General features: G+C 66.8%; 23 protein-coding genes. 9 read left to right on the top strand and 14 right to left on the bottom strand.

The features are described from left to right. Window positions 1-3: 3 nt before the first annotated feature. Window positions 4-1,038 (bottom strand): AAA family ATPase, encoded by a 1,035-nt coding sequence (locus AC5RVY_RS06125; protein WP_493953830.1) that lies wholly within the window; start codon window positions 1,036-1,038, stop codon window positions 4-6. A gap of 101 nt (window positions 1,039-1,139) precedes the next feature. Here AC5RVY_RS06125 and AC5RVY_RS06120 point away from each other — a divergent pair, with 101 nt between their 5' ends. After that, on the top strand, window positions 1,140-1,445 hold the full coding sequence (locus tag AC5RVY_RS06120) for a hypothetical protein (RefSeq protein WP_493953829.1): 306 nt from the start codon (window positions 1,140-1,142) through the stop codon (window positions 1,443-1,445). Between the two features lie 22 nt (window positions 1,446-1,467). Here AC5RVY_RS06120 and AC5RVY_RS06115 read toward each other — a convergent pair whose 3' ends face one another. Both AC5RVY_RS06115 and AC5RVY_RS06110 read right to left on the bottom strand, forming a co-directional pair. Further along, window positions 1,468-2,088, bottom strand: coding sequence for a DedA family protein (locus AC5RVY_RS06115; protein WP_493953828.1), 621 nt, complete (start codon window positions 2,086-2,088; stop codon window positions 1,468-1,470). Window positions 2,089-2,149: 61 nt separating this feature from the next. Next, complete coding sequence (locus tag AC5RVY_RS06110) at window positions 2,150-3,127, bottom strand: RluA family pseudouridine synthase (RefSeq protein ID WP_493954258.1); 978 nt, start codon at window positions 3,125-3,127, stop codon at window positions 2,150-2,152. A gap of 108 nt (window positions 3,128-3,235) precedes the next feature. Between AC5RVY_RS06110 and AC5RVY_RS06105 the strand changes: the two genes are divergently transcribed. Both AC5RVY_RS06105 and AC5RVY_RS06100 read left to right on the top strand, forming a co-directional pair. After that, a complete protein-coding gene (locus AC5RVY_RS06105; protein ID WP_493953827.1) occupies window positions 3,236-3,901 on the top strand; it encodes a helix-turn-helix domain-containing protein in 666 nt (221 codons plus the stop codon). After that, a complete protein-coding gene (locus tag AC5RVY_RS06100; RefSeq protein ID WP_493953826.1) occupies window positions 3,894-4,586 on the top strand; it encodes an SRPBCC family protein in 693 nt (230 codons plus the stop codon). Before AC5RVY_RS06105 ends, AC5RVY_RS06100 begins: the two co-directional genes overlap by 8 nt. A 150-nt stretch (window positions 4,587-4,736) precedes the next feature. On the opposite strand, the gene AC5RVY_RS06095 is transcribed toward AC5RVY_RS06100, so the two are convergent. Beyond that, a complete protein-coding gene (locus tag AC5RVY_RS06095) occupies window positions 4,737-5,312 on the bottom strand; it encodes a TetR/AcrR family transcriptional regulator (RefSeq protein WP_493953825.1) in 576 nt (191 codons plus the stop codon). Between the two features lie 77 nt (window positions 5,313-5,389). Here AC5RVY_RS06095 and AC5RVY_RS06090 point away from each other — a divergent pair, with 77 nt between their 5' ends. Next, window positions 5,390-5,896, top strand: a complete 507-nt coding sequence (locus AC5RVY_RS06090) for a DUF4188 domain-containing protein (protein WP_493953824.1) — start codon at window positions 5,390-5,392, stop codon at window positions 5,894-5,896. On the opposite strand, the gene yczR is transcribed toward AC5RVY_RS06090, so the two are convergent. Beyond that, window positions 5,886-7,481, bottom strand: a complete 1,596-nt coding sequence (gene yczR / locus AC5RVY_RS06085; protein WP_493953823.1) for a MocR-like transcription factor YczR — start codon at window positions 7,479-7,481, stop codon at window positions 5,886-5,888. The two genes, AC5RVY_RS06090 and yczR, sit on opposite strands and share 11 nt — an antisense overlap. A gap of 60 nt (window positions 7,482-7,541) precedes the next feature. Here yczR and yczE point away from each other — a divergent pair, with 60 nt between their 5' ends. Further along, window positions 7,542-8,186: a membrane protein YczE gene (gene yczE, locus AC5RVY_RS06080; RefSeq protein ID WP_493953822.1), complete on the top strand. Its 645-nt coding sequence runs from the start codon at window positions 7,542-7,544 to the stop codon at window positions 8,184-8,186. A gap of 68 nt (window positions 8,187-8,254) precedes the next feature. Here the strand turns inward: yczE and AC5RVY_RS06075 are convergent, their stop codons facing one another. The 3 genes from AC5RVY_RS06075 to AC5RVY_RS06065 form a co-directional block, all read right to left on the bottom strand. Continuing rightward, the gene (locus AC5RVY_RS06075) at window positions 8,255-9,085 is read right to left on the bottom strand and encodes an Fpg/Nei family DNA glycosylase (protein ID WP_493953821.1); all 831 of its coding nucleotides are present in this window, start codon (window positions 9,083-9,085) and stop codon (window positions 8,255-8,257) included. Further along, complete coding sequence (locus AC5RVY_RS06070; protein WP_493953820.1) at window positions 9,078-14,120, bottom strand: DNA glycosylase AlkZ-like family protein; 5,043 nt, start codon at window positions 14,118-14,120, stop codon at window positions 9,078-9,080. Before AC5RVY_RS06070 ends, AC5RVY_RS06075 begins: the two co-directional genes overlap by 8 nt. An 80-nt stretch (window positions 14,121-14,200) precedes the next feature. Continuing rightward, a complete protein-coding gene (locus AC5RVY_RS06065) occupies window positions 14,201-15,751 on the bottom strand; it encodes an FAD-dependent oxidoreductase (RefSeq protein ID WP_493953819.1) in 1,551 nt (516 codons plus the stop codon). A 176-nt stretch (window positions 15,752-15,927) separates the two neighbouring features. Between AC5RVY_RS06065 and AC5RVY_RS06060 the strand changes: the two genes are divergently transcribed. After that, the gene (locus AC5RVY_RS06060) at window positions 15,928-16,398 is read left to right on the top strand and encodes a DUF4383 domain-containing protein (RefSeq protein ID WP_493953818.1); all 471 of its coding nucleotides are present in this window, start codon (window positions 15,928-15,930) and stop codon (window positions 16,396-16,398) included. 153 nt (window positions 16,399-16,551) lie between these two features. On the opposite strand, the gene AC5RVY_RS06055 is transcribed toward AC5RVY_RS06060, so the two are convergent. From AC5RVY_RS06055 to AC5RVY_RS06035, 5 genes are all read right to left on the bottom strand, one after another. After that, complete coding sequence (locus tag AC5RVY_RS06055; protein WP_493953817.1) at window positions 16,552-17,196, bottom strand: DUF4232 domain-containing protein; 645 nt, start codon at window positions 17,194-17,196, stop codon at window positions 16,552-16,554. 102 nt (window positions 17,197-17,298) lie between these two features. Then, window positions 17,299-18,072, bottom strand: a complete 774-nt coding sequence (locus AC5RVY_RS06050; protein ID WP_493953816.1) for a YcnI family copper-binding membrane protein — start codon at window positions 18,070-18,072, stop codon at window positions 17,299-17,301. A gap of 86 nt (window positions 18,073-18,158) precedes the next feature. After that, the gene (locus AC5RVY_RS06045) at window positions 18,159-18,782 is read right to left on the bottom strand and encodes a hypothetical protein (RefSeq protein ID WP_493953815.1); all 624 of its coding nucleotides are present in this window, start codon (window positions 18,780-18,782) and stop codon (window positions 18,159-18,161) included. Window positions 18,783-18,848: 66 nt separating this feature from the next. Continuing rightward, on the bottom strand, window positions 18,849-19,940 hold the full coding sequence (locus tag AC5RVY_RS06040) for an NAD(P)H-dependent flavin oxidoreductase (protein WP_493953814.1): 1,092 nt from the start codon (window positions 19,938-19,940) through the stop codon (window positions 18,849-18,851). 71 nt (window positions 19,941-20,011) lie between these two features. Further along, entirely contained in the window at window positions 20,012-20,221 is a 210-nt protein-coding gene (locus tag AC5RVY_RS06035; protein ID WP_493954257.1) for a hypothetical protein, read from the bottom strand. A 234-nt stretch (window positions 20,222-20,455) separates the two neighbouring features. Here AC5RVY_RS06035 and AC5RVY_RS06030 point away from each other — a divergent pair, with 234 nt between their 5' ends. Further along, entirely contained in the window at window positions 20,456-20,800 is a 345-nt protein-coding gene (locus AC5RVY_RS06030; protein WP_493953813.1) for a hypothetical protein, read from the top strand. A gap of 93 nt (window positions 20,801-20,893) precedes the next feature. Here the strand turns inward: AC5RVY_RS06030 and AC5RVY_RS06025 are convergent, their stop codons facing one another. Beyond that, window positions 20,894-21,925: a LacI family DNA-binding transcriptional regulator gene (locus AC5RVY_RS06025; RefSeq protein WP_493953812.1), complete on the bottom strand. Its 1,032-nt coding sequence runs from the start codon at window positions 21,923-21,925 to the stop codon at window positions 20,894-20,896. Between the two features lie 220 nt (window positions 21,926-22,145). Here AC5RVY_RS06025 and AC5RVY_RS06020 point away from each other — a divergent pair, with 220 nt between their 5' ends. After that, the gene (locus AC5RVY_RS06020; protein ID WP_493953811.1) at window positions 22,146-22,994 is read left to right on the top strand and encodes a sugar phosphate isomerase/epimerase family protein; all 849 of its coding nucleotides are present in this window, start codon (window positions 22,146-22,148) and stop codon (window positions 22,992-22,994) included. Next, entirely contained in the window at window positions 22,991-24,001 is a 1,011-nt protein-coding gene (locus AC5RVY_RS06015; protein ID WP_493953810.1) for a Gfo/Idh/MocA family protein, read from the top strand. Before AC5RVY_RS06020 ends, AC5RVY_RS06015 begins: the two co-directional genes overlap by 4 nt. Window positions 24,002-24,090: the final 89 nt, after the last annotated feature.

Below are 24,090 nucleotides of genomic sequence, written 5' to 3'. Positions count from 1 at the left end.
CGGTCAGACCAGCCAGCGCCACCAGCGTGGCTGCTCCGGTTCCGGCGCCGGTTCGGGTTCCGGCTCCTCGCCCAAGGCCAGCGCGGCCTCCACGATGTCGCTTGCGGTAAGCGTCATGACCGCCTCACGATCGAGCGCGTCGAGGCTTTGTTCCTCATCGAGTGACAGCCGCAGCGCCTGGCGATTGAGCGCCTGCTCGAACAGCGTGCGGGCGAACCGTGCGTTGCCGGAGTCCTCGCCCGCGTGGAGCCCGGTGAGGATGCGGCGCAGCACCTCGTCCGCACCCGGCTCCAGCATGTACTCGTGCTGGGCCAGCATCTGGTGGAAGATCGTCTGGAGTGCGTCGACGGAGTAATCCGGGAACGTGATCTCGCGCGCGAACCGGGAGCGCAGTCCGGGGTTCGAGAGCAGGAAGGACTCCATCAGCCGCGGGTACCCGGCCACGATCACCACCAGGCGGTGGCGGTGGTCCTCCATCCGCTTGAGCAGGACCTCGATTGCCTCGGGGCCGAAGTCCATCCGGCCGTCCTCCGGGGCCAGCGCGTAGGCCTCGTCGATGAACAGGACGCCGTCCAGCGCACGCCGGATCACCCGGTCCGTCTTGATGGCGGTCGCGCCGACGTACTGCCCTACCAGGCCCGAACGGTCCACCTCGACCAGGTGGCCTTTCTGCAGCAGACCGACCGCGCGGTACATCTCGGCCAGAAGCCGCGCTACGGTGGTCTTGCCCGTGCCCGGGTTTCCGAGGAACACCAGATGCTGTGAGGTGGCCACCTCCGGCAGGCCGTGCGCCTTTCGGCGGGCCTGGACCTGGAGCAGCGCAACGAGGGCCCTCACCTGTTCCTTCACGGTCTCCAGTCCGACCAGCGCGTCGAGCTCGGCCTGCACCTCGGACAGCGGCCGGGCCGGCCCGGGCCTCGGACCGATGAGATCGCCCACCAGGTCGTCGACGCGCTCCGAACCGGGCAGCTTGAGTTGATCGGCCAGATGGCCGATGGTTTCGCGCAGGTCGTCGAGCGGGTGGCGGCTGGAAGCCATGCATCCACTGTAGTACCCGATTCCCCAAGACCCCCAGTGCACTCGTGCGGGAGCGTTCGGGTTTCCGCCTTAGTGGGCAGGGTCTGGGTAGGGTTGAAACCATGCCATCGTTCCAGACCCGTCTCAAGATCACCGGGCTGCGCCCCGGCAGCCCGCCCGAAGCCGTCATGGACGCAGCGGTGGAGGCCCTGGGAACGCGGCACCATGTGGAGTCGAACCAGCTGCAGATCGCCGGCGGAGTGCCGCAGCTGAACCTGCGCTTCCTGGTGGAGCCCACCGAATACAGCAGCGAGAACCGGCAGGCCCTGGACGCGGCAGCCATGATGCGCGACGCCGTCGAACGCGTTGCCCTGACCGGCTCCCTTATGGTGCTGCGGCGCAGCCGCGGCCGCTGGACGCCCGTGTAGTTCCCTCTGCGGTACGGGTCCGCTATACCAGCGGAGGATCGGGTTCCTCCACGGGGGAGCGGTTGCCGCGCCGCCGGGTGACGATAATTCCGACGACGACGCCGATCACCAGGCCCAGCGCCACCCCGATCAGTGAGCTGGCCCAGAACGGCAGGCGGGTGGTGGAGCCGGTGAAGTAGCCCAGGCCCACCAGCCAGCACGCCCACAGCAGCGCGCCGAGTCCGGCGCACAGGCTGAAACCGCGGACGGAAACGTTGGCGATCCCGGCGGCGGCGGACGTGGCCAGCCGTCCGCCCGGGATGAACCTGGCCCCGATGATGGCGCCGTACGTGGAGGAGCGTCCCGCCTTGGCGAGGGCATCATGGATGCCTGCGTGGACACGGCGGCCCCACTTCCAGCGGTCAAGGACGTGGCTGAGCCGCCGCCGGAACAGCTGGAACACCACCATGTCACCGAGCCAGGAGGCCAGGGCGGACAGGGCGGCCACCAGGAACACGTTGGCGCGCCCGTCGGCGGACAAGGCCCCGCCCGTAATCACCACCATCTCGGACGGGATGGGCGGGAAGATGGCGTCGCCCAGCACGACGGGGATGATCCAGAAATAGATGGCCGTCCCCCAGCTGTCTGCGCTGCCGAAGTCCATTGCCACAAGGTACCCCAGATTCGTGGTGCTGGAACCGGGGATTGCCACACCGCTGCAACCGTCAGGAGCCGGCGGCCTCACTGAGCTGGAGACGGCTGCGGTACTCCACCGGTTTCCCGGAGATCGGATCCACAAACCGGATGCCCCGGGCGAGGAGCTGCAGGGGTTTGCTGTAATCGTCCGGCGCCTTGTCCAGCAGGTCGGGGTAGAAGGCGTCGTTGACGATGCCCAGCCCCAGCGAGGCCATGTGCACCCGCAACTGGTGGGTCTTGCCGGTGTGGGGTTCCAGCCGATACAGCGCCCGGCGCGCCTCATTACCCGGCCCCGCAGCGGCGCCGGCTGAGGCACCCGGCGCGGTGCCGGCGTCGAGCGTTGCCAGCCGCTCAATCCGGGTCTCCGCATTCGGTTCGCCCCCGATGACTTCGGCGAGCAGGTAGCTGCGCGACTTGGTCATCCGGTTGCGCACCACCACGGGAAAGTCGACGGCGGGATACCCCTCCGCGGGCTCGGCGGCGGACACGCACTCGTATTCCTTCTGGACCTGGCGCTTCTCAAAAAGCACCTGGTACTTGCCCCTGGTGGCCGGGTTGGTGGAGAAGAGCAGCACTCCGGCGGTCATGCGGTCCAGCCGGTGCATGGGAATCAGGTCCGGGAGGTCAAGCCGGTTCCGCAGGCGCACCAGGGCGGATTCCTGGATGTAGGTCCCGCCGGGGGTAGTGGGCAGGAAATGCGGCTTGTCCACCACCAGCAGATGGTCGTCCTGGTGCAGGATGCCCAGCTCCACCGGGATGCGGGTCTCCGGTGGCAGCGTCCGGTAGTACCAAATGAAGGTGTGGTCCGTCAGCGGAGTAGCCCGGTCCAACCGAACGCCGCCCTCGCCGACGATCTCGCCGGCGTCGAACCTGTCCTCAATGCCCTGCGGATCGATGTGCCCCCAGCGGTGCATCATGTAGTCCATCGCCGTATCCCACGGCCCTTCGCCGGGCAGGCGCAGGCGGGTGGCATTGACGCCGTCGCGCACGGGCAGGGGGGATTGCATCACCGGACAATTCTACGTGGCCCGCCGGGAGCGCACTTCTGCATCCCGGGCCCCGCCGATGATAAAAAAGTTCTTGACAAGAAAAGTTGTCGGTTACAGACTTGAACCATGTTGGACATAGCAGTCATCGAGGACCCCGCGGCGGCCGAAGCTTCCCTGGATCCTGTCCGTACGCGAATCCTGCATGAGCTGTCCCATCCGGGCTCGGCAACGCAGATCGCGGTGAAGGTGGGGCTGCCCCGGCAGAAGGTCAATTACCACCTCAAAGCGCTCGAGCGGCACGGCCTGGTGGAGTTGGTGGAGGAGCGGCGCAAGGGCAATGTCACGGAACGGGTCCTCCAGGCCACCGCAGCCGCCTACCTGATCTCACCGCAGGCCCTGTCCTCAGTGTCACCCGATCCGCACCGGTTTTCAGACCGCTTCTCCGCCTTCTGGCTGCTGGCGCTCGCCGGACGGATGGTGCAGGAGATGGGCAAGCTGATTGCCGGCGCGGCCGCTGCCCGCCAGAAGCTGGCCACCTTCGCCATCGACGGCGAGATCACCTTCCGGTCCGCGGCGGACCGCGCCGCCTTCGCCGAAGAACTTGGCGTTGCCGTCACGCGGCTCGTGGACAAGTATCACGACGGCGGCACCGGCCCAGGAACCGGGGCCTCGGCAGGCAGGCGGCACCGGCTGGTGGTGGCGCTGCACCCCGTCCTCAAGACAACCACAACAACCAAGGGGAGCCCGGAAAGCCCGGCGATCCACAACGCAAAGGAGCAGGACAATGACTGACAAACGCGAATTCGAAATCGTCTACGACACGGAACTGCCCGGCACGCCGGAACGCGTGTGGGAGGCGGTAACATCAGGGACGCCGGCCTGGATGTTCCCCACGGACCAGTGGCCCGACGTCAAAACGGTCCAGGAATACCCCAGCCATCTCGTGTCCAGGATGGACGGCCCGGACGGCTGGTTCAACCAGCTCGAGCACGTCCTGGAACCGCTCGAGGGCGGCCGCGCCCGGCTGCACTACGTCCACAGCGGCATTTTTGCCGACAACTGGGACGGGCAATACGACGGCGCCTCCCGCCACACTGAGTTCTACCTCCACACCCTGGGCCAGTACCTGCAGTACTTTGACGGCCGCCCCGTGGTCTTTACCGACATCCAGGCTCCCGCGGCTTCGCAGAACCCTGACGGCTTTGCGAAGCTGCGCCGGGCCCTGGGCGTGGAGTCTGCCGGTCGGGGGTCGCAAGTGGAGCTGGAGCTCGACGTCGTGGGCCGGCTGAGAGGTGAAGTGGACTTCTCGAATGAGCATTTCCTGGGAATCCGCAGTTCCGATGCGCTGTACCGGTTCTTCGGCCGCAACGCCTTCGGGGCGCCGGTGGGAATGACAGTGCACGATTTCAGCGGATCCGGGGACGCCGAAACCACCGCCAAGGCCTGGGGCGACTTCCTGGAGAAGGTATACGCCTAACCGGCTGTGGTTAGGCAGCGGCGGCCCTTGTGCGGGCAGCGACACGCAAAATACGGATCGACTCGCAAAATACCTGGCGCGGTGGATATATCTGCCCCGCCAGGTATTTTGCGAGTCGCGGACGAACAGGCGCCTCGAAAAGCGTTGGCGTCAGGCGGCCCAGCCGCGGGCTACTGCATCCAGGGCGGAGCTGTAGGCAGCTGGCCAATCGGCGTCCGGAGGGCCCACCTGCGCCAGCTCCAGGCTGACAAGCCCGTGCACCTGGCCCCAGATTGCCACTGCCACCATATCCACCGGCGCGGGCAGCAGGACCCCCGCCGCCTGGGCTGCAGCCACGGCGTCCATCAGTGGATCCATGGCCCCGGCAGTGACTGCCGGGCTCGGCTGGCAATCCACGTAGGCGGCCAGGACGCCGCCGAACATCAGCCGGTAGAGCGCGCGGTGCTCCAGCGCCCAGGCCCGGTAGGCGATCCCCAGTCCCTGCAGCCCATCCGAGGCGGCGGCCACCTGCGAGTCGCGGAAAGAGCGGAATCCGTCCTCCACCACGGCGGTGAGGAGCTGGGACTTCCCCCCAAACAGCGAGTAGACGGCGGTGGTGGACGTCCGCGCAGCCGACGCCACATCACGCAGCGTCACTTTGGCCGGCCCGTCCCGGTCCACCAGCTCGGCTGTGACGGCCAGCAGTTCCTGCCGCAGGGAATCATTATGGATCACAGGTCTTGCCATGGGTTCCATTGTTTCATAACCTTGTTTCGTAACAGCGTTATGAAATGCCGGTTCAACGCCAATCAAAGGAGCGTCCCGTGGCGAGCAATGTTTTTCCGGGCCGGTATACAGCCGATCCCGGCCGGGAATCAGTGACCGTTTTCCTCATCGGAATGAGGGCCAACCGGTGGTGGAAGCTGCGAACAGTGGGCAAAGTGGCGCGTGCCATGCCGCGGATGCTGCAGCACCTGGCCGGCGACCCGGCGTCCGGGATGCTGGGGTACGAGCAGTGGTTTGGCCGTACCACCATGCTGCTCACCTACTGGGAAAGCCCGGAACATCTGCGGAAATTTGCTGCCGACCGGGAGTCGCCGCACCTGGAGCCGTGGCGGCGGTTTATGAAGGAAACTGCGGGAAGCGGAGACGTGGGCGTCTGGCACGAAACATACCAGGTGCCGGCTGCCGGCCTCGAAGCCATCTACAACGGGATGCCGCTCTTTGGACTCGCCAAAGCCACTGCCCATGTTCCGGTAGGAGCCGGGACCAACACCGCCAAGCAACGGATGGGCAGGTCCGGCGGGCAGCAGGCGCCGGTCAGGCAATAGCTACAGCGGGTGCATTCTTCAGGGTCCGGCGAAGCTGCGGGGCCGCGTCGAGCCGGTCCTGGGCTGACCGCAGGGCGAGGACTGCAGTTTCCAGTTGTTCCGGCGGGAGCGTGAACGGCACACGGAGGTAGCGCTCGAAGGCGCCGCCGATTCCAAACCGTGGCCCTGCCGCCAGCCTGATGCCAAAGTCCGGCGCGACGACCGTCAGGGCGGTGCTGATGGGGGCCGGGAGCTTGCACCACGCGGACAACCCGCCGGAAGGGTACAACGTTTCCCATTCCGGCAGGTGTCCGGCGATCAGTTCCAGCAAGGCTCCCCGGTTGTCCCGGAGCGCGGCGAGCCGTGCCGGCAGCGGTTCGTCCATGGCGCGGACCAGATGTGCGGCGGCCAGTTGCTCCATGACCGGGCCGCCCAGGTCAAGGGAAGTCCGGGCGGCCGCAAACCGTTGGATCAAGTCTTGGGAGGCGCGGATCCACCCCGTGCGAAGACCGCCCCAGTGGGACTTGCTGAGCGAGCCTATCGTCACTACCGCGGTACTGAAGGCTGCCACCGGACTGGAGTCGGCGCCGTCGAGATTCAGTTCCCGCAGGGTCTCGTCCACCACCAGGACGGTTCCGGCCGCCGCAGCCGCCCTGACAAGTTGGCGGCGCTGAAGATCGGGCATGAGTTGGCCGGTGGGGTTGTGGAAGTCCGGCACCACGTAGGCGAGTTTGGGCCGCTGCTGCGTCAAGGCCGCTTGGAGTCCGTGCATGTCCCAGACCACACCGGGCCCGCCACCGTGGGCGGCGCCGCTTGATACGGCATCTGCCGGTGTGGCTGCTCCGGGTCCGGCGCTCGGGGCGGTGAAGGCTACCGGGATGGCCCGGCAACCTGCTGCGCGGACCGCGTCCAGAGCGTTGGGGTAGCTCGGATGTTCCACCAGCACCCAGGCGTTCCGGCCTGTGAGGGCGCGAAGGACGATGTTCAGGGCATGCTGTGCTCCCGAAGTCACCAGCACCTGGTCGGCGGTGGTGGGAACACCGGCTACGGTGTATCGGGCTGCCACGGCTTCACGCAGGGGGAGCAGGCCCATGGCATCGTACCCGAAGCCCGGGAGCAGGGCCGGCAGCTCGGTCAGGGCTGCGGCGAAAGCCCGGTGGACCAGTTCGCCGCTGGCCGGCAGTGACGAATATGCCAGGTCTATCAATCCCGCGGGCGCTGCCAGGCCGGGTGCAGCCAGTCCTGATGCCAGTCCTGCCCCCGCAAGTCCGGTTTGGGCCGCTTCCGAGCCCGAGGGCAGCGGTCCCCTGACTGCCGTGGCCCCGGCCGTCGTCGTGCGCGGAATCCGGGTCCGGCTCCTGCTGCCCTGTCCGCTGCTGAGGAATCCCTGGTCGCGGAGCACGCCGTAGGCTGCCGTCACGGTGGTCCGGCTGACGGCCAGGACTTCGGCGAGCGCTCGTTCGCTGGGCAGTGCCGTGTCCAGCGCCACCCTGCCGTCCAGCACCAGAAGGCGTACGACGTCGGCCAGCTCGCGGTAGGCGGGCGCGGCGCCGAGGTTCCACTTGCCCAGGAGACGGGCAAGGGTAAGTGCGGTAAGGGAAGACATCAGGCCAGTATTTCAAACTGGCTATATATTTCAAGGCCAGTTCTTGGCAGGGTTGAGGGCATGTTGACCCGCAGACTCCTCCAGCTCCTTCTCGGCCTCGCCATGTATGGGATTTCCCTTGCGATGTTCATCCGTGCCGGACTCGGACTGGACCCGTGGGACGTGTTCCACCAAGGCGTGGCAACCAGGACCGGCCTCAGCATCGGGGTGGTGGTCATCATCGTCAGCTTCCTGGTGCTGCTGCTGTGGATTCCGCTGCGCCAGCGGCCGGGGTTCGGGACGCTGTGCAACGCCGTGCTGGTGGGCCTCTTCGCGGACATTGGCCTCGCCCTGATCCCGGCCTTCTCCCACCTGGGCGGCCAGATCGGCATGCTCGCGGGCGCCGTCCTGCTTAACGGCATCGCGTCCGCCTGCTACATCGGTGCCCGGTTCGGTCCCGGCGCCCGTGATGGATTGATGACCGGACTGGCCCGGCGCAGTGGCTGGTCCGTCAGGTTATCCCGCACCCTGATTGAAGTTGTTGTGCTCGGCGTCGGATGGTTCCTGGGCGGCTCAGTGGGAGCAGGGACGGTTGTCTACGCCCTCGCCATCGGCCCGCTGGTCCAGTTGCTGCTCCCGGTGTTTATGGTTCCCGCTGCACTGCCCGCCCCAGACTGCCAAGGGCAGGCCGCGGATGCCCCTGCTTCGGAGCCGCAGACCATCTGAGCCACCGACCGCCTGAGCCGCAGACCGCCTGAACCACCCCGCAGCCCAGCCATCCAGCCGCCCAACCGTCAGGCTTGCAGCGGCTGGCAGCGGGGGCAGAAGTAGATGTCGCGTTCCTCCTCGCCGTTGGGCTTTCCAAGCGTGCCGCGCTGTATTGGGGTTCCGCACTTGAGGCAGGGCTGGTGCTCCCTGCGGTAAACCCAGTAGCCCGGCCGGCCGGCCATCCTGCCCACCGGCATCCCTTTGGGGTTGAGGATGGTGACGCGGCGGCCGGGCCCGAGGTTGACTTCGAGCAGCTGCTTCGCGTCAGTCATCATGGTGCGGACGTCCTCCACGGCCGAAACGGGGGACGCCGGATGCACGCCGGACAGGAAACACGTCTCGCAGCGGTAAATGTTGCCGATCCCGGCAAGGTTGCGCTGGTCCAGGAGTGCCACCCCGATCGGGACGTCCGGGGCTGCCCGGACCCGCCGCTCTGCTTCGTCCAGGTCCCAGTCCGGACCCAGCAGGTCCGGGCCGAGAAAGCCTACGATGGACTCTTCGTCGGCCGTGGCCACTACGTCCACGAGACCCAAGGAGAAACCGACGGCGTCCGCCGCCGGGGTGCGCAGTATGCAGCGGGCGGTAAATCCGGGCTTCCGCCACCTGCCGCCGGGCGGATAGACCTGCCAGGTGCCCTCCATTTTCAGGTGGGAGTGAATGGTGAGCAACTTGCCCTCGGGTCCCGCCACGCGCATCAGCAGGTGCTTGCCGCGCGCCACCACTTCGCTCATGGTCCAGCCGGCCAGGTTCAGGGTGGCAAAGCGGGGAACGCGGAAGTCCGAGGCAATCAGCCTTTGTCCGGCCAGGGCCTGGTGCAACTGGTTGGCGGCGCGCCAGACGGAATCCCCCTCAGGCACGGATCCTCAGTCCTTTGGGGGTGGAGTAGGCGCCGGCTGCGCTGAGCGCGGCGGCAACCGGGGTGTCCAGGATGTCGTGTCCGTTCACTTTCTCCATGATCAGCTTGTCCACGGCGCCGCGGGTCACCACGCCCACCAGTGCGGTGCCTGCCGCGGCGAGGACGGCGGCGTCGTCCTCGAAGGCCAGCAGGGTCTTGCCGCCTCTTTCCACGTAGAGGGCCAGCGCCCCGTCCACCAGCACCACCAGTGCACCGGCTTTGCGCCCGGGGCGGTGTCCCGTCCCGGCTTCGTCGTGCAGGGCGGGCCAGGGGAGGGCAGCACCATAAGGGTTGGCAGGATCCGTGGCAGCCAAGGCCAGGGCGACGGGTTCCGGCTTGGCGAGCTGGGTGTCCTCGGAATACGAACGCAGCCGGTCCACCGTGGCGGGGACGGCGAACTGCGCCGCGCCCAGATGCTCGATGAAGTAGCCGCGGCGGCAGCGGCCTGCCTCCTCCAGCCGGGCCAGTACTTTATACATCAGCCCGAATCCGCCAAGGATCTGTTCCGCCATCACCGAACCACGGGTGACCACGCCGTAGCGGTCCAGCAAGAGCTCCGCGGTGGCCCGGGCATGGATGGTGGGATCCAGTTCGGGCTCTGGAAGGGCGGACCAGCGGCCAGCCGCCATAGGTGGCGTGGCCACAGCTGCAGAGGATCCGGCGTAACGGCCACCGCCCAGGCCGGACGAACCCATGAGCCCCGTTCCATGGGAGCGGCCCAGCCGGCTGAGGCGCGGCGCCCGTGCGCGCGGTGCGCGGGCAACCTGCCGGTGGGCGGTGTGGCCCCCGGCGATCAGCGCCCGCACCGGCGCGAAGGTGTCTCCGGTGATGCGGCCTGCCCAGGCAAGGTCCCAGAGGGCAGTCACAACTTCCTGGTCGCTGAGGACGGCATCCATTCCGCCAGCCACGTCCGTCAGCTGGCGGAAGAAGTAGCCACCGCCGTTGTTACGCAGGTGTTCCAGCAGCCGAAGCTGGGCATCCCCAGGTTCGTAGTCGATGGCCGGGTTCAGGGTCAGCTCCGCGGAGTCGGCCAGGTGCAGGCTGATCCAGCCATCATTGCCGGGCAAGGCTCCGGCACCGGACCAGAGGACCTCACCGGCGGCCATCAGCTCGTCAAGCATTGCAGGCTGGTAGTTGGACACCCGGCTGGCCAGGACCAGGGGCTCCCAGGCTGAGGCGGGAACAGGAACTCCTGAGAGCTGGTCGATGGCAGTGATGATGCCGTCCAGTCCACGCAGCGCCGGGGTCCCCCGACCGCCGACGGGAGTCCGGACGTGTTGCCACGCCGGCAGGAACCGGCCGTAGGCGGAGGCGTCTACCGGTTCCACCTCGGCGCGCAGGGCTGCCAGGGACCGCCGTCGGAGCTTGCGGAGTACCTCGGCATCGCACCACTCGCTGACAGGGATATGATTCTGGGCTTCGGGAGTTGGGACAGCACGCTGCTCTGCCTCAGGTGCTGGTGCATCAAGGGCCGGCACCTCGGATGAAGGTGCTTCGCCGTGGGGCCTGAATTCGCCTTCCACCACCCGGCCATCCGCGGCAAGGCGTTTCAGGGCAGTGCTTACCACGGCAACACCCAGGCCGAGCCGCGCCGCGGCTTCGCCGGCTGTGAAGGGTCCGTGGGTCCGGGCGTAACGGGACACGAGGTCGCCAAGGGGATCCGCCACTGGCTCGATGAACGCGAGCGGAACCCCCATGGGCAGGGGCACGCCGAGCGCATCCCGGAGCCGGGCGGCGTCTTCAACCGCGGCGAACCGTTCCACCCCGCCGATGTTCACCCTAATTGCGCGGTTGGCGCGATGCAGGGCCACGAGGTGTTCGGCGGCTGTTTCCGTGCTGGCATGGCCAGGGTCGGTTTCAACAGGGCTCGGGGTTTCGGCAGACTTACCTGCTGGGGTTTCGGCAGGCTCGGTTTCGGCATGCTCAACCACCAGAGTTTGGAGCCCATCCGCCGGTTCCAGCCGGGCGGCTGCTTCATCGGGAGTCAGGGGGCCCAGGAGCCGCAGCAGGTCCGCCACGCCTTCAAGTCCGCGTGCACGACGGTCCGGGGCCACGCGTTGCAACTCCCGTTCGGTGGCCTCGATGACCTTGGCGTCCAACAGTTCCCGCAGCTCAACACGGCCCAGCAGCTCGTTGAGGAGCGTGGAATCCAGGGCCAGGGCCGCGGCCCGCCGCTCAGCCAGTGGTGAATCGCCCTCGTACAGGAACTGGGCAACGTAGCCGAACAGGAGTGACTTCGCGAACGGTGACGGCTGGGTGGTGGTGGTCTGCACGATCCTCAGCTCGCGCCGCTCCACGGAGGCCGCGATGTCCTTCAAGGCCGGAAGGTCGTAGACGTCCTGCAGGCATTCGCGCACAGTTTCCAGCACGATGGGGAATGTGGGATACTTCCTGGCCACATCCAGCAACTGCGCGGACCGCTGCCGTTGCTGCCACAGGGGTTGCCGCTTGCCGGGGGTCTGCCGCGGCAGCAGCAGTGCGCGTGCCGCACATTCACGGAAGCGCGAGGCGAAGAGCGCACTTCCGCCCACTTCTGCAGTGACGATTTGCTCCAGCTCCTCGGGGTCGAACAGGAACAGCTCCGCTCCGGGCGGCTCGTCCTCCATCATGGGCACCCGCAGCACGATCCCGTCGTCGGCCGCCATGGCGGAGCCATCCATGCCGTACCGCTGGTGCAGTCGTTGGCCTACGGCCAGAGCCCACGGCGCGTGGACAGGCATGCCGAAGGGGCTGTGCAGGATCACCCGCCAGTCGCCCAGTTCGTCGTGGAATCGTTCCACCACCAGGGTGGTGTCATTGGGGACCACCTCGGTGGCATGCTTCTGTTCGCTCAGGTACTGGATGAGGTTGTTGGCCGCGAAGTCGTCCAGGCCGCTGGCCTTGCACCGCTCGGTGGCAGGCCCGACGTCGGACGCGGACAATTCGCGGACGAACGCACCCAGGGCACGGCCCAGGTCCACGGGGCGGCCGAGGGAGTCGCCCTTCCAGAAGGGAAGCTTTCCGGGCTGGCCGAACGCGGGGGAGACCAGCACCCGGTCATGCGTGATGTCCTCGATTTTCCAGCTGGTGGCACCTAGGGCGAAGATGTCGCCGACCCGGGATTCGTACACCATCTCCTCGTCCAGCTCGCCCACCCGCCGGCCGCCCTTGGGCGCCGGCGCAGGCTTGCCATCGGTTGAAGGGGGCGCCGTTCCCTCCACCTCCGTGCCGATGATGTAGACGCCGAAGAGGCCGCGGTCCGGGATGGTGCCGCCGGAGGTGACAGCCAGGCGCTGTGCCCCGGGCCTGCCTTCGATGGTGCCGGCGTTGCGGTCCCAGATAATCCGCGGGCGCAACTCGGCGAACTCATCCGACGGATAGCGGCCGGCCAGCAGGTCCAGCGTGGCCTCAAACGCAGAGCGGGGAAGGGAGGCAAACGGGGCTGAGCGGCGGACAGTGGCGAACCATTCCTCAACATCAATGCTGCCCAAAGCCGTGGCGGCGACGGTCTGTTGGGCGAGGATGTCCAGGGGATTTGCCGGAATGCTGAGGCGCTCGATTTTTCCTGTCAGCATGCGTTCCACCGTGATGGCGGTGTGCACCAGGTCTGCGCGGTGCTTGGGGAAAAGGACGCCTTGGGAAACTTCACCCACCTGGTGGCCGGCGCGGCCCACCCGCTGCAACCCGCTGGCGACCGATGGCGGCGATTCCACCTGCACCACCAGGTCCACGGCACCCATGTCGATGCCAAGTTCCAGGGAGGAGGTGGCCACAACGCAGCGGAGCCGGCCGGACTTGAGGTCATCCTCGATCAACGCCCGCTGGTCCTTGGAGACGGACCCGTGGTGGGCCCGCGCCAGTACCGGATCTGCCCCGGCCGAGCTGCCGGCCTGTGCCATCATGTGCGCCGGGGTGGCAGTGGAAGCGGGAAGGCCGGCCGGCGCCTGCTGGGGCCCGGGATCGTCCCAGCCGCCGCCGGCGGCCACCAGCTGCCGTTCGGCGTAGATCTCGTTGAGCCGGGCTGTGAGGCGTTCGGACAGGCGGCGGGAGTTGGCAAAAACGATGGTGGACTGGTTGGCCAGCACCAGGTCAACGATCTTTTCCTCGACGTGCGGCCAAATGGACGCCTGGGGCTGCAGCCCTGACGCGGGGCCCGAATCGAAGGCGCCGGCCGCACCCTGCAGGTCTGACATGTCCTCGACAGGGACGGAAACCGTCAGGTCCCAGTTCTTCCTGGCCGGCGGGGCAACGATCTCCACCGGTGCGGTCCCGGCAAGGAATTGGGCCACGAGTTCCCTGGGCTCAACGGTGGCGGAGAGGCCAATGCGCTGTGCCGGTTTGGGCAGCAGCGCATCCAGCCGCTCCAGTGAGACGGCCAGATGGGCGCCGCGCTTCGTCCCGGCCACCGCGTGGACCTCATCGATGATGATGGTGTCCACCTCGGTCAGGGTTTCCCGGGCCCTGGAGGTGAGCATCAGGAACAGCGATTCCGGCGTGGTGATCAGGATGTCCGGCGGGTTGCTCAGCAGCGCGCGGCGATCGGCGGTGGTGGTGTCTCCGGACCTGACGCCAACGGTGATCAGCGGGGCCGGCAGCCCCAGTCGCTTTGCGGTCTGGGTGATGCCAATCAACGGCGCGCGGAGGTTCCGCTCCACGTCTACGCCCAGCGCTTTCAGGGGTGAGATGTACAGGACCCGGGTCTTGCGTTTGGGGGCGCGGGGACGCCTGCCTTTTGTGGGTGCCCCGGCAGGCAGCCCAGGGGTGTCCGGGGCGGTGGAACCTGACAGCAGCAGCCGGTCAAGCGCCCAGAGGAAGGCGGCCAGGGTTTTACCCGAGCCGGTGGGGGCGACTACCAGCGCGTGCGAGCCGGAGGAGACGGCCTGCCAGGCGCCGCCCTGGGCAGGTGTTGGCTCTGAGAAGGCGCCAAGGAACCACTCCCGGGTAGGCCTGCTGAACTGCCCCATGGGTGTCCCCGGCACTGGGGTCCCGGCCGGCATGGAGCCCTGTTCCTGCTGCATGCCTCCATCATGCCCTAACCCACTGACAGCGGACCCGGGCTCCGGCTGACCCTCATGGCGCTGGCCCTGTGACCGGCCGTTCAACCCTTTCCTGCAGCGGGCAGGTTCTTGGTGGCCGGGCCCTCAAGCAGCTGTCCCTCGTTGCTGAAGCGGGAGCCATGGAGTGGGCAGTCCCAGGTCTGTTCGTTGTCGTTCCAGTGCACGATGCCGCCCAGGTGGGTGCAAACGGCGGACAACTTGCAGGTGGTCCCGTTCACGGTGGATACCGCAACGGGGCGGGTGCCCTCACGGTACACGTGCCCTTGGCCCTCCTCGGGAACAACAGGGGCGGCCGGTGCGGGCAACTGGTCCTTGTCCCTTTTCAGGACCTTGGCACTTTCGGTCCTGACTCCTTCAGCGGCAAGCTGCCCCCAGCCGGAAGCCAGCTTGGCGGCCACGCCGGCGTTGAGGGACACGGCCGAGAAGGCGCCTGACGGGGACGTCATGCGGTGATGGATGGTGTCCGCCCATGGCACGTTCCCGCCGAGGATGTCCGCCGCAATGCCCAAAGAAGCGGCAACCGCGTTGGTCATGCCCCACTTGTTGTAGCCCGTGCCGAAGTAGACGTGGCCTTTGCCGCGGGGCAGCTTGCCGAAGAAGGGCATGAGGTTGACGGCCATGTAGTCCTGCGCCGACCACGTGTGGGTGACCGTTGAGCCGGGGTACTGCTGGGCGGCCCAGTCCAGGAGGCTCCCCAGGTGGTGTTTCTCGGACTTTGCCCGGCCCACATGGTGGCCGTGCCCGCCCACCAGCAGCAGCCTGCGGCCGTCCGCCTCGAAATCCCGGAGCGAGTGCGTGGGCTGCTCCACGGAGATGTACATTCCCGGGGGCGGGGCCTGGTCCTCCTGCAGTTGGAGGGCTGCGGCGTAGGACCGGCTCGGCTTAAGTTTGGCGAAATACAGGCCGCGGTCCAGCACGGGAATCCCGGTGGCCAGCACTACTTGGTTCGCAGTAACGGTGCCGCGGTCCGTGTGGATGGTGGTGGGGCCGCTCCCGGTGACATCCTGCAGGCGGACCCCGCCCACCACAGACCCGCCGCGGCTGCGGAGGTCGGACACCAGAGTGTCCAGCACGTCTATGGGATGGATCTGCGCCTGGTCGGCGAGGCGTACGGCGCCGTGCACGGGGAACGGCAGCCCGGCATCGCGCACGTATTCCACGTCCAAGCCCGCAGTGCTGGCGGCGCTGACTTCCTCCCGGAGTTTCTCCGTTCCCTGCGCGGAGGCCGCGTACGTGTAGGCATCACGGGTCTGGTAGGGGACGTTGTGCTCATCAAGGTACCGCAGGAGCCAGGCCTGGCCTTCCCGGTTGCCGTCCACGTACGCCTGCACCTGTTTCTGCGAATACTGGCGGGAAAGTTGGGACAGGAAAGTACCCTGCAGCAACGTCACTTTGGCCGTGGTGTTCCCGGTGGTCACCGCACCGGGGAACCGTGCTTCCAGCACCAGGACGTTCTGCCCGGAACGGGCCAGCAGGAGCGCGGTCACCAGGCCGGTGAGCCCGGCCCCGGCCACCACGGTGTCGTAACTGCTTCCGGGCTCGAAAGGATCGGAAGCGAATGCTTCCCGGCGGTCCAACCAAATCGACGTCATCCCAGTTCAGCCTGCCTTTGGTCCGGGCCCAGTGGGCCTTTTGTGATGGGTCCGTTATGGACCCTGATCTATGCGTGCCCTAGTTGCTAAGTATACTTATGATGTCGGTGTTTAAGTCTAGCGTCAGGCCCAACCCGGCAGCCATGATGTGAACGTGAACCACAACAGGAGTAATCATGACAAGCATGAGTTCGGACGGTCGCACCGTAGGCCGTACAAACATCCAGAAAGCAGCGCTCGCAGTGGGCGCAGTGTTCCTCCTGGTGGGCGTCCTGGGCTTCATCCCGGGCATCACCAGCAACTATGAATCCCTGGGATTCGCCGGGCACGGGTCCGAAGCCCTGCTCCTGGGCATCTTCCAGGTATCAGTACTTCACAACATCGTCCACCTGCTGTTTGGGGCGGCCGGCATCGCCTTGGCCCGCAACGCAGCACAGTCGAGGAACTACCTGATCGTGGGCGGCGCCATCTACCTGGTCCTCTGGCTCTACGGCCTGCTGATCGGCCATGACACCCCGGCCAACTTTGTCCCGGTGAACACCGCAGACAACTGGCTGCACTTTGTCCTGGGCGTGGCAATGATCGGCCTGGGCCTGGCACTTTCCCGCGGCACTGCACGTGCAGGCCGCACCACCACGGCCCACTAGGAACACAGCCACCAGGAACCCAGCGCACCGACACAGCGCCCAAGGGCGGACAACACTGCAGGCGGCCCGGCATCTTGCCGGACCGCCTGCAGTCTTCCCTGGTGACGAAGAATTTTCTGTGGTCGCGGAAGAATTGCCCTCTCGTCCAGGCTCCTACGCCGGCTGGAATGCACCGATGGTCAGCAGAGTGATTTCCGCGTTGCTGCAGGCCTTGGTGGGCTGGGGCAGGAACAGCGACGCCGTGTCCTCCGGCGGGTAGACCCGGTAGCCTGCCGCGTCCACCATGGTGCAGTCGGGATAATTTCCTGCCTGCGTGTAGCGCAGGACGGCCGAGCCGGTCTGGCCGGGCGCCAGCAGGACGTCGGTGGGCGCGGTGGCCTCGTCGCGGACGGCCGGTGCCCCGATGGGGGCGCTGGTTGCATCAGCGGTCAGGGAAACGCCGGCGAAACCCCGAAGGACACAGGGTTCGGTACCGGAATTGGTGAGGTTGAGCTTCATGTAGACACTGCCGGCGGCACCGCCGCCGGAGGCATCCGTGGCCGCGGAGAGGCCGGCAGCCTTGCAGAGGGCCGGTGCTGCCGGAGGAGCGGTGGAAGGGGTCACTGCCGACGGCGAATCCGACGGCGTCACGGACTGGGTGGGCGATGCGGAGGTTGTGCCCGGGCTGGCAGAACCGCTGCCGGGCGTCGTGGTGGACTGTGACTGCGGCTGGCTGGGGCCGCACCCGCTGAGCAGCAGTGCGGCGGCCGCTGCCGCCGTCGTAATAACAAACCCGTGTGAAATTCGCTGAGACCTCATGGCACCACCTTCGCCGCAGCGGTGGGCCGCGTCAACGATCCGGCGAGGTGGCGCGGCCATTTGATGCCCGGATCGTGATGATCCGGGCACCAAAGCATGCGCCTAGCTGCCTTCCGGATCCGCCGGCGCCGTGGGGCGCGCACCGCCGCGGAAGAACGCAGCGCCGCCGAGCATCAGCCCGCCGATGCCCGCTGCCAGGCCGGCCCAGCTGCGGGTGTCCGCCCCGCCGTCGGTCACGGAGGCCTGTTCAGTGGATGGGGAAGTGGCGGACGGGGAGGCGCCGGAAGGCGGGTGCGGGGCCGCAGCAGTATCTCCGTGTTCGCTGCCGGCCGCCGCAGTGATGGTGATCGAGGGCGCCGGAGCCTTCAACGTATGCGGGTCCTGGCCGTCATTGGCGATCTCCGACCAGTCCGTCTGCCCGGTTTCGCAGCTTTGGAGGGTGGGGAAGTGCAGCGTGCTTCCCGCCGCGTCGGGGAGCTTCACCGAGAGCACCAGGGCATCGCGCAGTTCGTGGGCCAGGGGCACCTTGGCGGTGTACACGACCTGGCTGGTCCGCTTGGTGATGGAGGTGCCGTCAGCCAGCTTCCTGGGCTCGGCGAGCTGTTCGGTAACTTTCTCCACGGTCCAGTTGGGGTTGACCGTGGGCTGGGCATCGTTGAGTTCCTGCGGCAGAGTGATGGCTACCTTGGTGGTCCCTGAAGTGTCGCAGCCGTGCGGAATCGCGAAGGTGAGCAGGGCGTACGAGTTGGCATCGGTCTTGTCAGGCGTTACGCCGACGTGGGCGGACGCCCCGCCCGCAACGGAGAGCAGCAGGGCCGCAGCTCCTCCGGCGGTGGCGGTTGCTTGCAGGGCGCGGCGAAGTACTGGTGTGTTCATGAGCTTGCCTTTCAGGCGCGCCGCCGGGAAACCGGAACAGGCGCGCAAAGTACGGGATGCCGCCGGCGGTAACGCCGGGGACAGTTCTAGCGGGAAAGCACGACGGCGGGTGGCGGGCCGCGGCGGCTGTCCTGCCGGAGGTTCCGCCAGGGAGGCAAGGGTGCAGCAGCGGCGGGAAAGGAAACCAGGGCCGGCGGGACGGCGTCGGGCGCCACCGCACGGGGCAGGAATGCCAGCGGCCGCAGCCAGGCGGCGAGTGCCCACAGGGCTTCCTCGCCCTTGGCGAGCAGGAGCGCACAAGCCAGGGTTGCGAGGGCGTGGGCGGCCAGCATCAAGTTTCCTGATGCGGTTTCCGCGGCATGCATGTGCGCCGCTACCGGGGACAGTACGTCAGCTCCGGCGAGGTGGCCACTGTGTGGTGTGGCTGCCGGCGCAACCGTTGAGACGGGAGAACCAACGGCCGTGAAGAGCTCATGCAGCACCAGCTGCCCGCCGCCGAGCAGGGCTGCCATGGCGGGAAATCCCAGCTTCAGGCGGGTGGCGCCGGCGCTGCCGAGCGTGGTCAGTGCCAGGACGGCCAGCAGGATGGGGGAGGCTGGCAGTTCCCCGCCGCCGGCCAGGTGGGCGCCGGAGGCGAGCGTCAGGATGGCAGTGGCCACGGCGGACGCGCGCAGGAAATGGAAAGGGGCGCGGGGGCGCTGCGTTTGCACGGATGCTCCCTCCCCGGTTCCGGAACATGCGCGGGCGGGCGCCGCCGGTCAGATATGGTTCAGATTCTACCGGTGGTTCCGCGCCCGTCCGGCTCCTGCCAGCAGCTCTGCAAGCACGTCTGCTGCGGTGTTGTACCGGAGCAGCGGCGCCGACTGGCCGGCCCACAGGGACATCAGGTCCGTATTTCCCCGGCCGGCAGCCTGCGGCCGGAACCGGCCTGTCAGCCAGTTCTGTACCGGGAACGGGGCTCTTGTGCCGGATTTTTCGATCTCGGCGATGATTCGGTTGGGAATGCCGCGGGCCAGCCTGCCGCTGAGGGCTCGGGTCAGTACGGTGCGGGCGGCGGAAGGGCTATGTAGCATCTCCCGGTAAGCGGGCACGGCAGCGGATTCCCGGGTGGCCAGGAAGGCCGTTCCCACCTGCACCCCGTCCGCGCCCAGCGCCATGGCGGCAGCAACACCGCGGCGGTCAGCGACGCCACCGGCAGCAATGACCGGAACGGACACGGCGTCGGCCACTTGGGGGACCAGGGCGAACGTACCCACCAGCGACTCCTCGGCGGGTTCCAGGAAGGACACCCGGTGGCCGCCGGACTCCATGCCGCTTGCCACCACGGCGTCAACGCCGCCTGCCTCCAGCGCCACTGCTTCGGCAACGGTGGTGGCAGTGCCCAGCACCTTCATGCCGCTGCGGTGTGCTTCCTCCACGACGTCCTCGCCGGGGACGCCAAAAACAAAGCTGACGACGGCGGGACGCGCCTCCAGCGTCGCTTCCACCTGTTCGCCGTAATCGGGCATGTACCGTGCCGGCATATCCGGGAGGGGAATGCCCAGTTCCTCAAAGTACGGCTTCAGGGCGGCGGTATATCTGTGGAAGTCTTCTTGGGGGATGGCGCTGGTTTCGGTGCCGTTGGGAACCCAGAGATTCAGGGCGAACGGCTTGCCCGTCGCCGCGCGAAGTTCGGCCGCCGTCTTTCGGATGGCATCGCCGTCGTACCCGTACAGGCCGAAGGAACCCAGGCCGCCACCGTCGCTCACCGCCGCCGCGAGAGCCACGGAGGAGACGCCGCCGAAGGGGCCCAGGACCACCGGAGCCTCAATGCCCAGGAGGCCAGTCAGCCTGTTGGAGCTCGTGGAAGGGAACTGGTTTGCTGTCATGGCAGGCTCCTGGAGGTGTTACTGCTGGTGTGGACCAAGTCTTGCAGCCCGCAGCGCTGCACCCAAGCCTGTTAAGACCCTGCTGCCGCGAGGTCGTAGCCGTCGGAGATGTGGAAGAGTCGCCGGCCTCCTACCGGCGTCCTGACCCAGACCACCTCCCCGTCTGCCGTTCGGTCATCCACCATGCCGGAGTACTCAGGCCAACCATTCCTGCTCAATTCCACGGGGTCGCCCACCTGCACGTCTTCCCAGCGGCCGGGTCCTTTGACGCGGTTCATCATCGAAGTCACGCTTCTTTCTGTGGTTTGTTGGAGTCTGGAGCCGTCCGGCCGGTGTGCCGGTCCCTCCATCAAACCGTCCGGGTGCAGTACCGCTCAATGGAGGAGTGGCCACGCCCGGTGCCGGTACTTTGTGCACAGCACCAACTGTTCTTTGGCCGCGCCGGGGAGGTGTACCGGGCGATTGGCGCCGGGCTAGACTGCAGGCGTAGTTGTCGGCGACCCTGAGGAGTAGTTATGGAATACACCGGAAGCCAGTCGGAAAAGGCTGTACCCGCTGGTGAACTTGGCCGCAGCCACATCGGCCAGACCATCAGCTTCCAGCCCAATGAGTTCACCATCGTCTTAGGCAAGCTTGCCGGGATCGCCCGGACCGAGGCCATGGTCTACCTGTCCCTCACCGGGGTGGGGAACGGCACGCACCTGAAGGACGAATACGACCTGCCCATCACGCATGATGTGTACGTGCCGGTGGACGTAATCAGCAACGCGGAGACCACCATCAAGGACCTGTTCGGCAAGGTCCAGGAGAACCTGCGCGGAGCAGGCCACAAGGGCGACGACAAAACGGACCGGCTCTAACACCAACTCTGGGAGACCCCGGCGGCAGGCGCCGCCGGGGTTTCTTTGGTCGGCGGTCCGGGCCCCTGCCCTCTTGACCGTTAGAGGAAGCTCCTAGGGAGCAATCGATGGGGTGGGCGCTGCGGCCGTGGAACCGCGTACGGTGAGGTGCGTTGGCATCACCGACCGGGTGCGGATGCCACCTCCGGCCAGCGGGTTGAGTTTGGCCAGCAGCATGGACACTGCCACCCTGCCGGCCTGTTCAATCGGTGAAGCCATGGTGGTCAGCGGGGGATTGCAGAAGTCTGCGCCGAAAATGTCGTCGCACCCTACGATGCTCATCTCCTCCGGTACCCGGATCCCGCGTTCCCGCAGGCGCTGGAGCATACCGATGGCAATAAGATCGTTGAAGGCGATGCAGGCAGTGACGCCGCTGTGCACGGCGGCATCGGCGGCAGCCGCCCCCGATTGGGTCTTTGGTGCGAACGGTCCCAGGCTGCGCACCTCCACGCCGCGGTCTTGGGCCGCCTCGGACAGGGCAGTCCAGCGCCGCTCGCTGGATTGGGAGGTCAACGGCCCGGCGATGTAGGCCACCCGGGTGTGGCCCAACGAAATCAGATGGTCAAGCGCCTGGCTGGTGGCGGACGGGGTATCAATGATGACGGCCGGAACACCTGCCACGTCACGGTTGATGGTGACCAGGGGAGCCTTAACCGCAGCGGCCAACAGCGCGTCATCGGTGAGCCGGGACGCGGCGACGATGACGCCGTCGGCAGTTTTGCGCAACTGTTCCAGCGTGCTGGCCTCCACCTCATCTGACTCCTCTGTGTCCACCAGCAGCTGGGTGTAACCTGCGGCCTTGAGCTGGAGCTGCGTTCCGCGGATCAGGTCGAAATAGAAGGGGTTAGTGATGTCAGGGACAAGCACCCCTACTGCACCGGTGCGACCGGAGCTCAATGCCTTTGCCTGGCTGTTCGGCAGGTAGTTCAGCTGTGCGGCGGCTGCCTGAATGCGCTCCCGCGTGCGGATGTTCACGCGGTCCGGCGTTGACAGGGCGCGCGAAACAGTGGAGGCGGCCACACCGCACATGGCGGCGATATCGTGGATGGTGGCAGGGCGGTCGGTTCCTGCCGCTTGCGTCGCCATGGCGCTCCTCTCTGAACGGAATGACGGGGAGGCTGTGACCCTTGCCACAGCTGCATTCACCCAAGGATGACACAGCTTGCCTAGTTGTGGCAACCGGTTGTCAAAAGTTGGCGCGATGCCTAGACTTGCCGGAGCACCTGTTCTGTGAACCAAGTCACCCACGCGCCGTAGCTGGAATCGAAGGCTGCCCTGCCGCGAGGGTCCTAGCAAGGAGATTCCATTGACCCAAGCAACACAAACTGCCTGGCAGCTCTCAGGATTCGGCGATGAAATCGATCCTGACCCAGCCATCCAGGCTGCGGTGCTGTTGGCACTGGGTGCCACCTACGTCGAAGTACGAAGTGCCTGGGGAACAAATGTCTCCGAACTGGCACCCGCGCAGGTAGCCGACCTTAAGTCCATCCTGGATGCCAAGGGCCTGAAGGTTTCGGCCGTTGCCAGTCCCATCGGCAAGGTGGATGTCAGCCTGCCGGTGGAGCACGAGCTGGACCGGTTGCGCCAGATCATCTCGGTGGCCAGGGGCCTGGACACCACGTACATCCGGATCTTCTCGTTCTACCGGGCGGACGGCCAGGGTCCCGAGGACATCCGCGACGACGTTCTGGTCCGCATGCGTGCGCTGGCGGCGCTCGCCGAGGAATCCGGCGTCGTGCTCCTGCATGAAAACGAAAAGGACATCTACGGCGACACCCCGCGGCGCGTGCTGGACATCATGGAATCCGTCAACTCGCCGGCCCTCCGGGTCGCCTGGGACAACGCCAACTTCGTGCAGGTAGGCGTGAAGCCATACACCGACGGGTATGCCATGCTGCGGCCCTACCTTGAGTACTTCCAGGTCAAGGACGCGTTGTCCACCACCGGTGAAGTAGTTCCTTCCGGCGAGGGCGACGGCGAACTGGAGGCCACCATCGCAGCCCTCAAGGCTGACGGCTACAGCGGTTTTGCATCCCTGGAACCCCACCTCGCCAGCGCCCACGAGCTCGGCGGCTTTTCCGGACCGGTAGCCTTCGGCGTCGCGGCGCGGGCCTTCGCCGCGCTGACCGCGAAAAACGGGGTGAAGCTCTCGTGAGCGTCCGGGCTGCCGTGATTGGCTGCGGGGATGTTGCCACTGTGCACTTCGAGGCGATTGCAAAGCTCGACGGCGCCGTGCTGGTGGGCGTCTGCGACCCGCAGCCTGAGCGCCTGGCCGCCGCTGCGGAACTATACGGTGTCACCGGATATGCGGACCATATAACCCTGCTCGAGTCCGCCCGTCCCGACGTCGTGCATATCTGCACGCCGCACAACCAGCATGCTTCCATCGCCACTGACTGCCTCGAACGGGGCGTCAACGTCATAGTGGAAAAGCCGCTGGCGCACACTTTGTCGGAAGGGCGGCGCCTTGTCGAAGCGGCATCGAGGGGGCAGGCGAAGATCGCGGTCTGCTTCCAGAACCGTTACAACGCAACCTCGCAAGCCATGCATGCGCTTCTGTCCAGCGGCGAACTCGGTGCAGTGCTGGGAGCGGCAGCAAGTGTGATGTGGCAGCGCTCCGCGGAGTATTACCACAGCAGGCCATGGCGCGGCTCCTGGGAAGGCGGCGGGGGCGGGCTCCTGATGAACCAGGCCATCCACACCGTGGACCTGCTCCAATGGCTGGTGGGAGACGTTGTTGCCGTGCGCGGCAACGCAGCCACCCGCTTCCTGGGGGAGGCCATCGAGGTCGAGGACACTGCGGAATTTGTTGCCGAACATACAAGCGGTGCCAGGAGTGTCTTCTACGCCACCCTGGGCCACGCGTACAACGCCCCGGTAACACTCGAAGTGGTCACCGAAAAGGCGGTCCTGAGTCTGCGCGGCGACCTGGCGGTCACTTATGCGGACGGACGCGCGGAGGTGATACCCGAGCGCACGAGTGATACTGGCGGCAGGTCCTACTGGGGTGTTTCGCACGAACTGCTGATCGGTGATTTCTACCGGCGACTGGATGAACCAAAGCCGTTTTGGATCAGCCCTGCGGAGGCTGAGAAGTCGCTGCGGATCATCAAGGACGTCTACCGCCAAAGCTACCCGGACGCCGTTGCTCGCGTCTCCTAACCGCATTCGGCAACCGATTGTTACCGCTCAATTCGTTGCTAGCACGGAGAGGGGCTTGAGCGCATAGAAAACTTTGCAACAATTTCGAC

This window comes from Arthrobacter sp. Ha26 (assembly GCF_059091705.1).
This window is presented reverse-complemented; position numbering and strand designations above follow the sequence as displayed.

Bases quoted from the DNA above. Each gene is read 5' to 3' on its own strand.
- AC5RVY_RS06035 (WP_493954257.1), bottom strand. From the start codon at position 20,221: ATGATGAACCGCGTCAAAGGACCCGGCCGCTGGGAAGACGTGCAGGTG.
- AC5RVY_RS06050 (WP_493953816.1), bottom strand. From the start codon at position 18,072: ATGAACACACCAGTACTTCGCCGCGCCCTGCAAGCAACCGCCACCGCC.
- AC5RVY_RS06070 (WP_493953820.1), bottom strand. From the start codon at position 14,120: ATGCAGCAGGAACAGGGCTCCATGCCGGCCGGGACCCCAGTGCCGGGG.
- AC5RVY_RS06030 (WP_493953813.1), top strand. From the start codon at position 20,456: ATGGAATACACCGGAAGCCAGTCGGAAAAGGCTGTACCCGCTGGTGAA.
- AC5RVY_RS06115 (WP_493953828.1), bottom strand. From the start codon at position 2,088: ATGGACTTCGGCAGCGCAGACAGCTGGGGGACGGCCATCTATTTCTGG.
- AC5RVY_RS06060 (WP_493953818.1), top strand. From the start codon at position 15,928: ATGACAAGCATGAGTTCGGACGGTCGCACCGTAGGCCGTACAAACATC.
- AC5RVY_RS06125 (WP_493953830.1), bottom strand. From the start codon at position 1,038: ATGGCTTCCAGCCGCCACCCGCTCGACGACCTGCGCGAAACCATCGGC.
- AC5RVY_RS06055 (WP_493953817.1), bottom strand. From the start codon at position 17,196: ATGAGGTCTCAGCGAATTTCACACGGGTTTGTTATTACGACGGCGGCA.
- AC5RVY_RS06040 (WP_493953814.1), bottom strand. From the start codon at position 19,940: ATGACAGCAAACCAGTTCCCTTCCACGAGCTCCAACAGGCTGACTGGC.
- AC5RVY_RS06100 (WP_493953826.1), top strand. From the start codon at position 3,894: ATGACTGACAAACGCGAATTCGAAATCGTCTACGACACGGAACTGCCC.
- AC5RVY_RS06095 (WP_493953825.1), bottom strand. From the start codon at position 5,312: ATGGCAAGACCTGTGATCCATAATGATTCCCTGCGGCAGGAACTGCTG.
- AC5RVY_RS06110 (WP_493954258.1), bottom strand. From the start codon at position 3,127: ATGCAATCCCCCCTGCCCGTGCGCGACGGCGTCAATGCCACCCGCCTG.
- yczR (WP_493953823.1), bottom strand. From the start codon at position 7,481: ATGTCTTCCCTTACCGCACTTACCCTTGCCCGTCTCCTGGGCAAGTGG.
- AC5RVY_RS06120 (WP_493953829.1), top strand. From the start codon at position 1,140: ATGCCATCGTTCCAGACCCGTCTCAAGATCACCGGGCTGCGCCCCGGC.
- AC5RVY_RS06105 (WP_493953827.1), top strand. From the start codon at position 3,236: ATGTTGGACATAGCAGTCATCGAGGACCCCGCGGCGGCCGAAGCTTCC.
- yczE (WP_493953822.1), top strand. From the start codon at position 7,542: ATGTTGACCCGCAGACTCCTCCAGCTCCTTCTCGGCCTCGCCATGTAT.
- AC5RVY_RS06065 (WP_493953819.1), bottom strand. From the start codon at position 15,751: ATGACGTCGATTTGGTTGGACCGCCGGGAAGCATTCGCTTCCGATCCT.
- AC5RVY_RS06025 (WP_493953812.1), bottom strand. From the start codon at position 21,925: ATGGCGACGCAAGCGGCAGGAACCGACCGCCCTGCCACCATCCACGAT.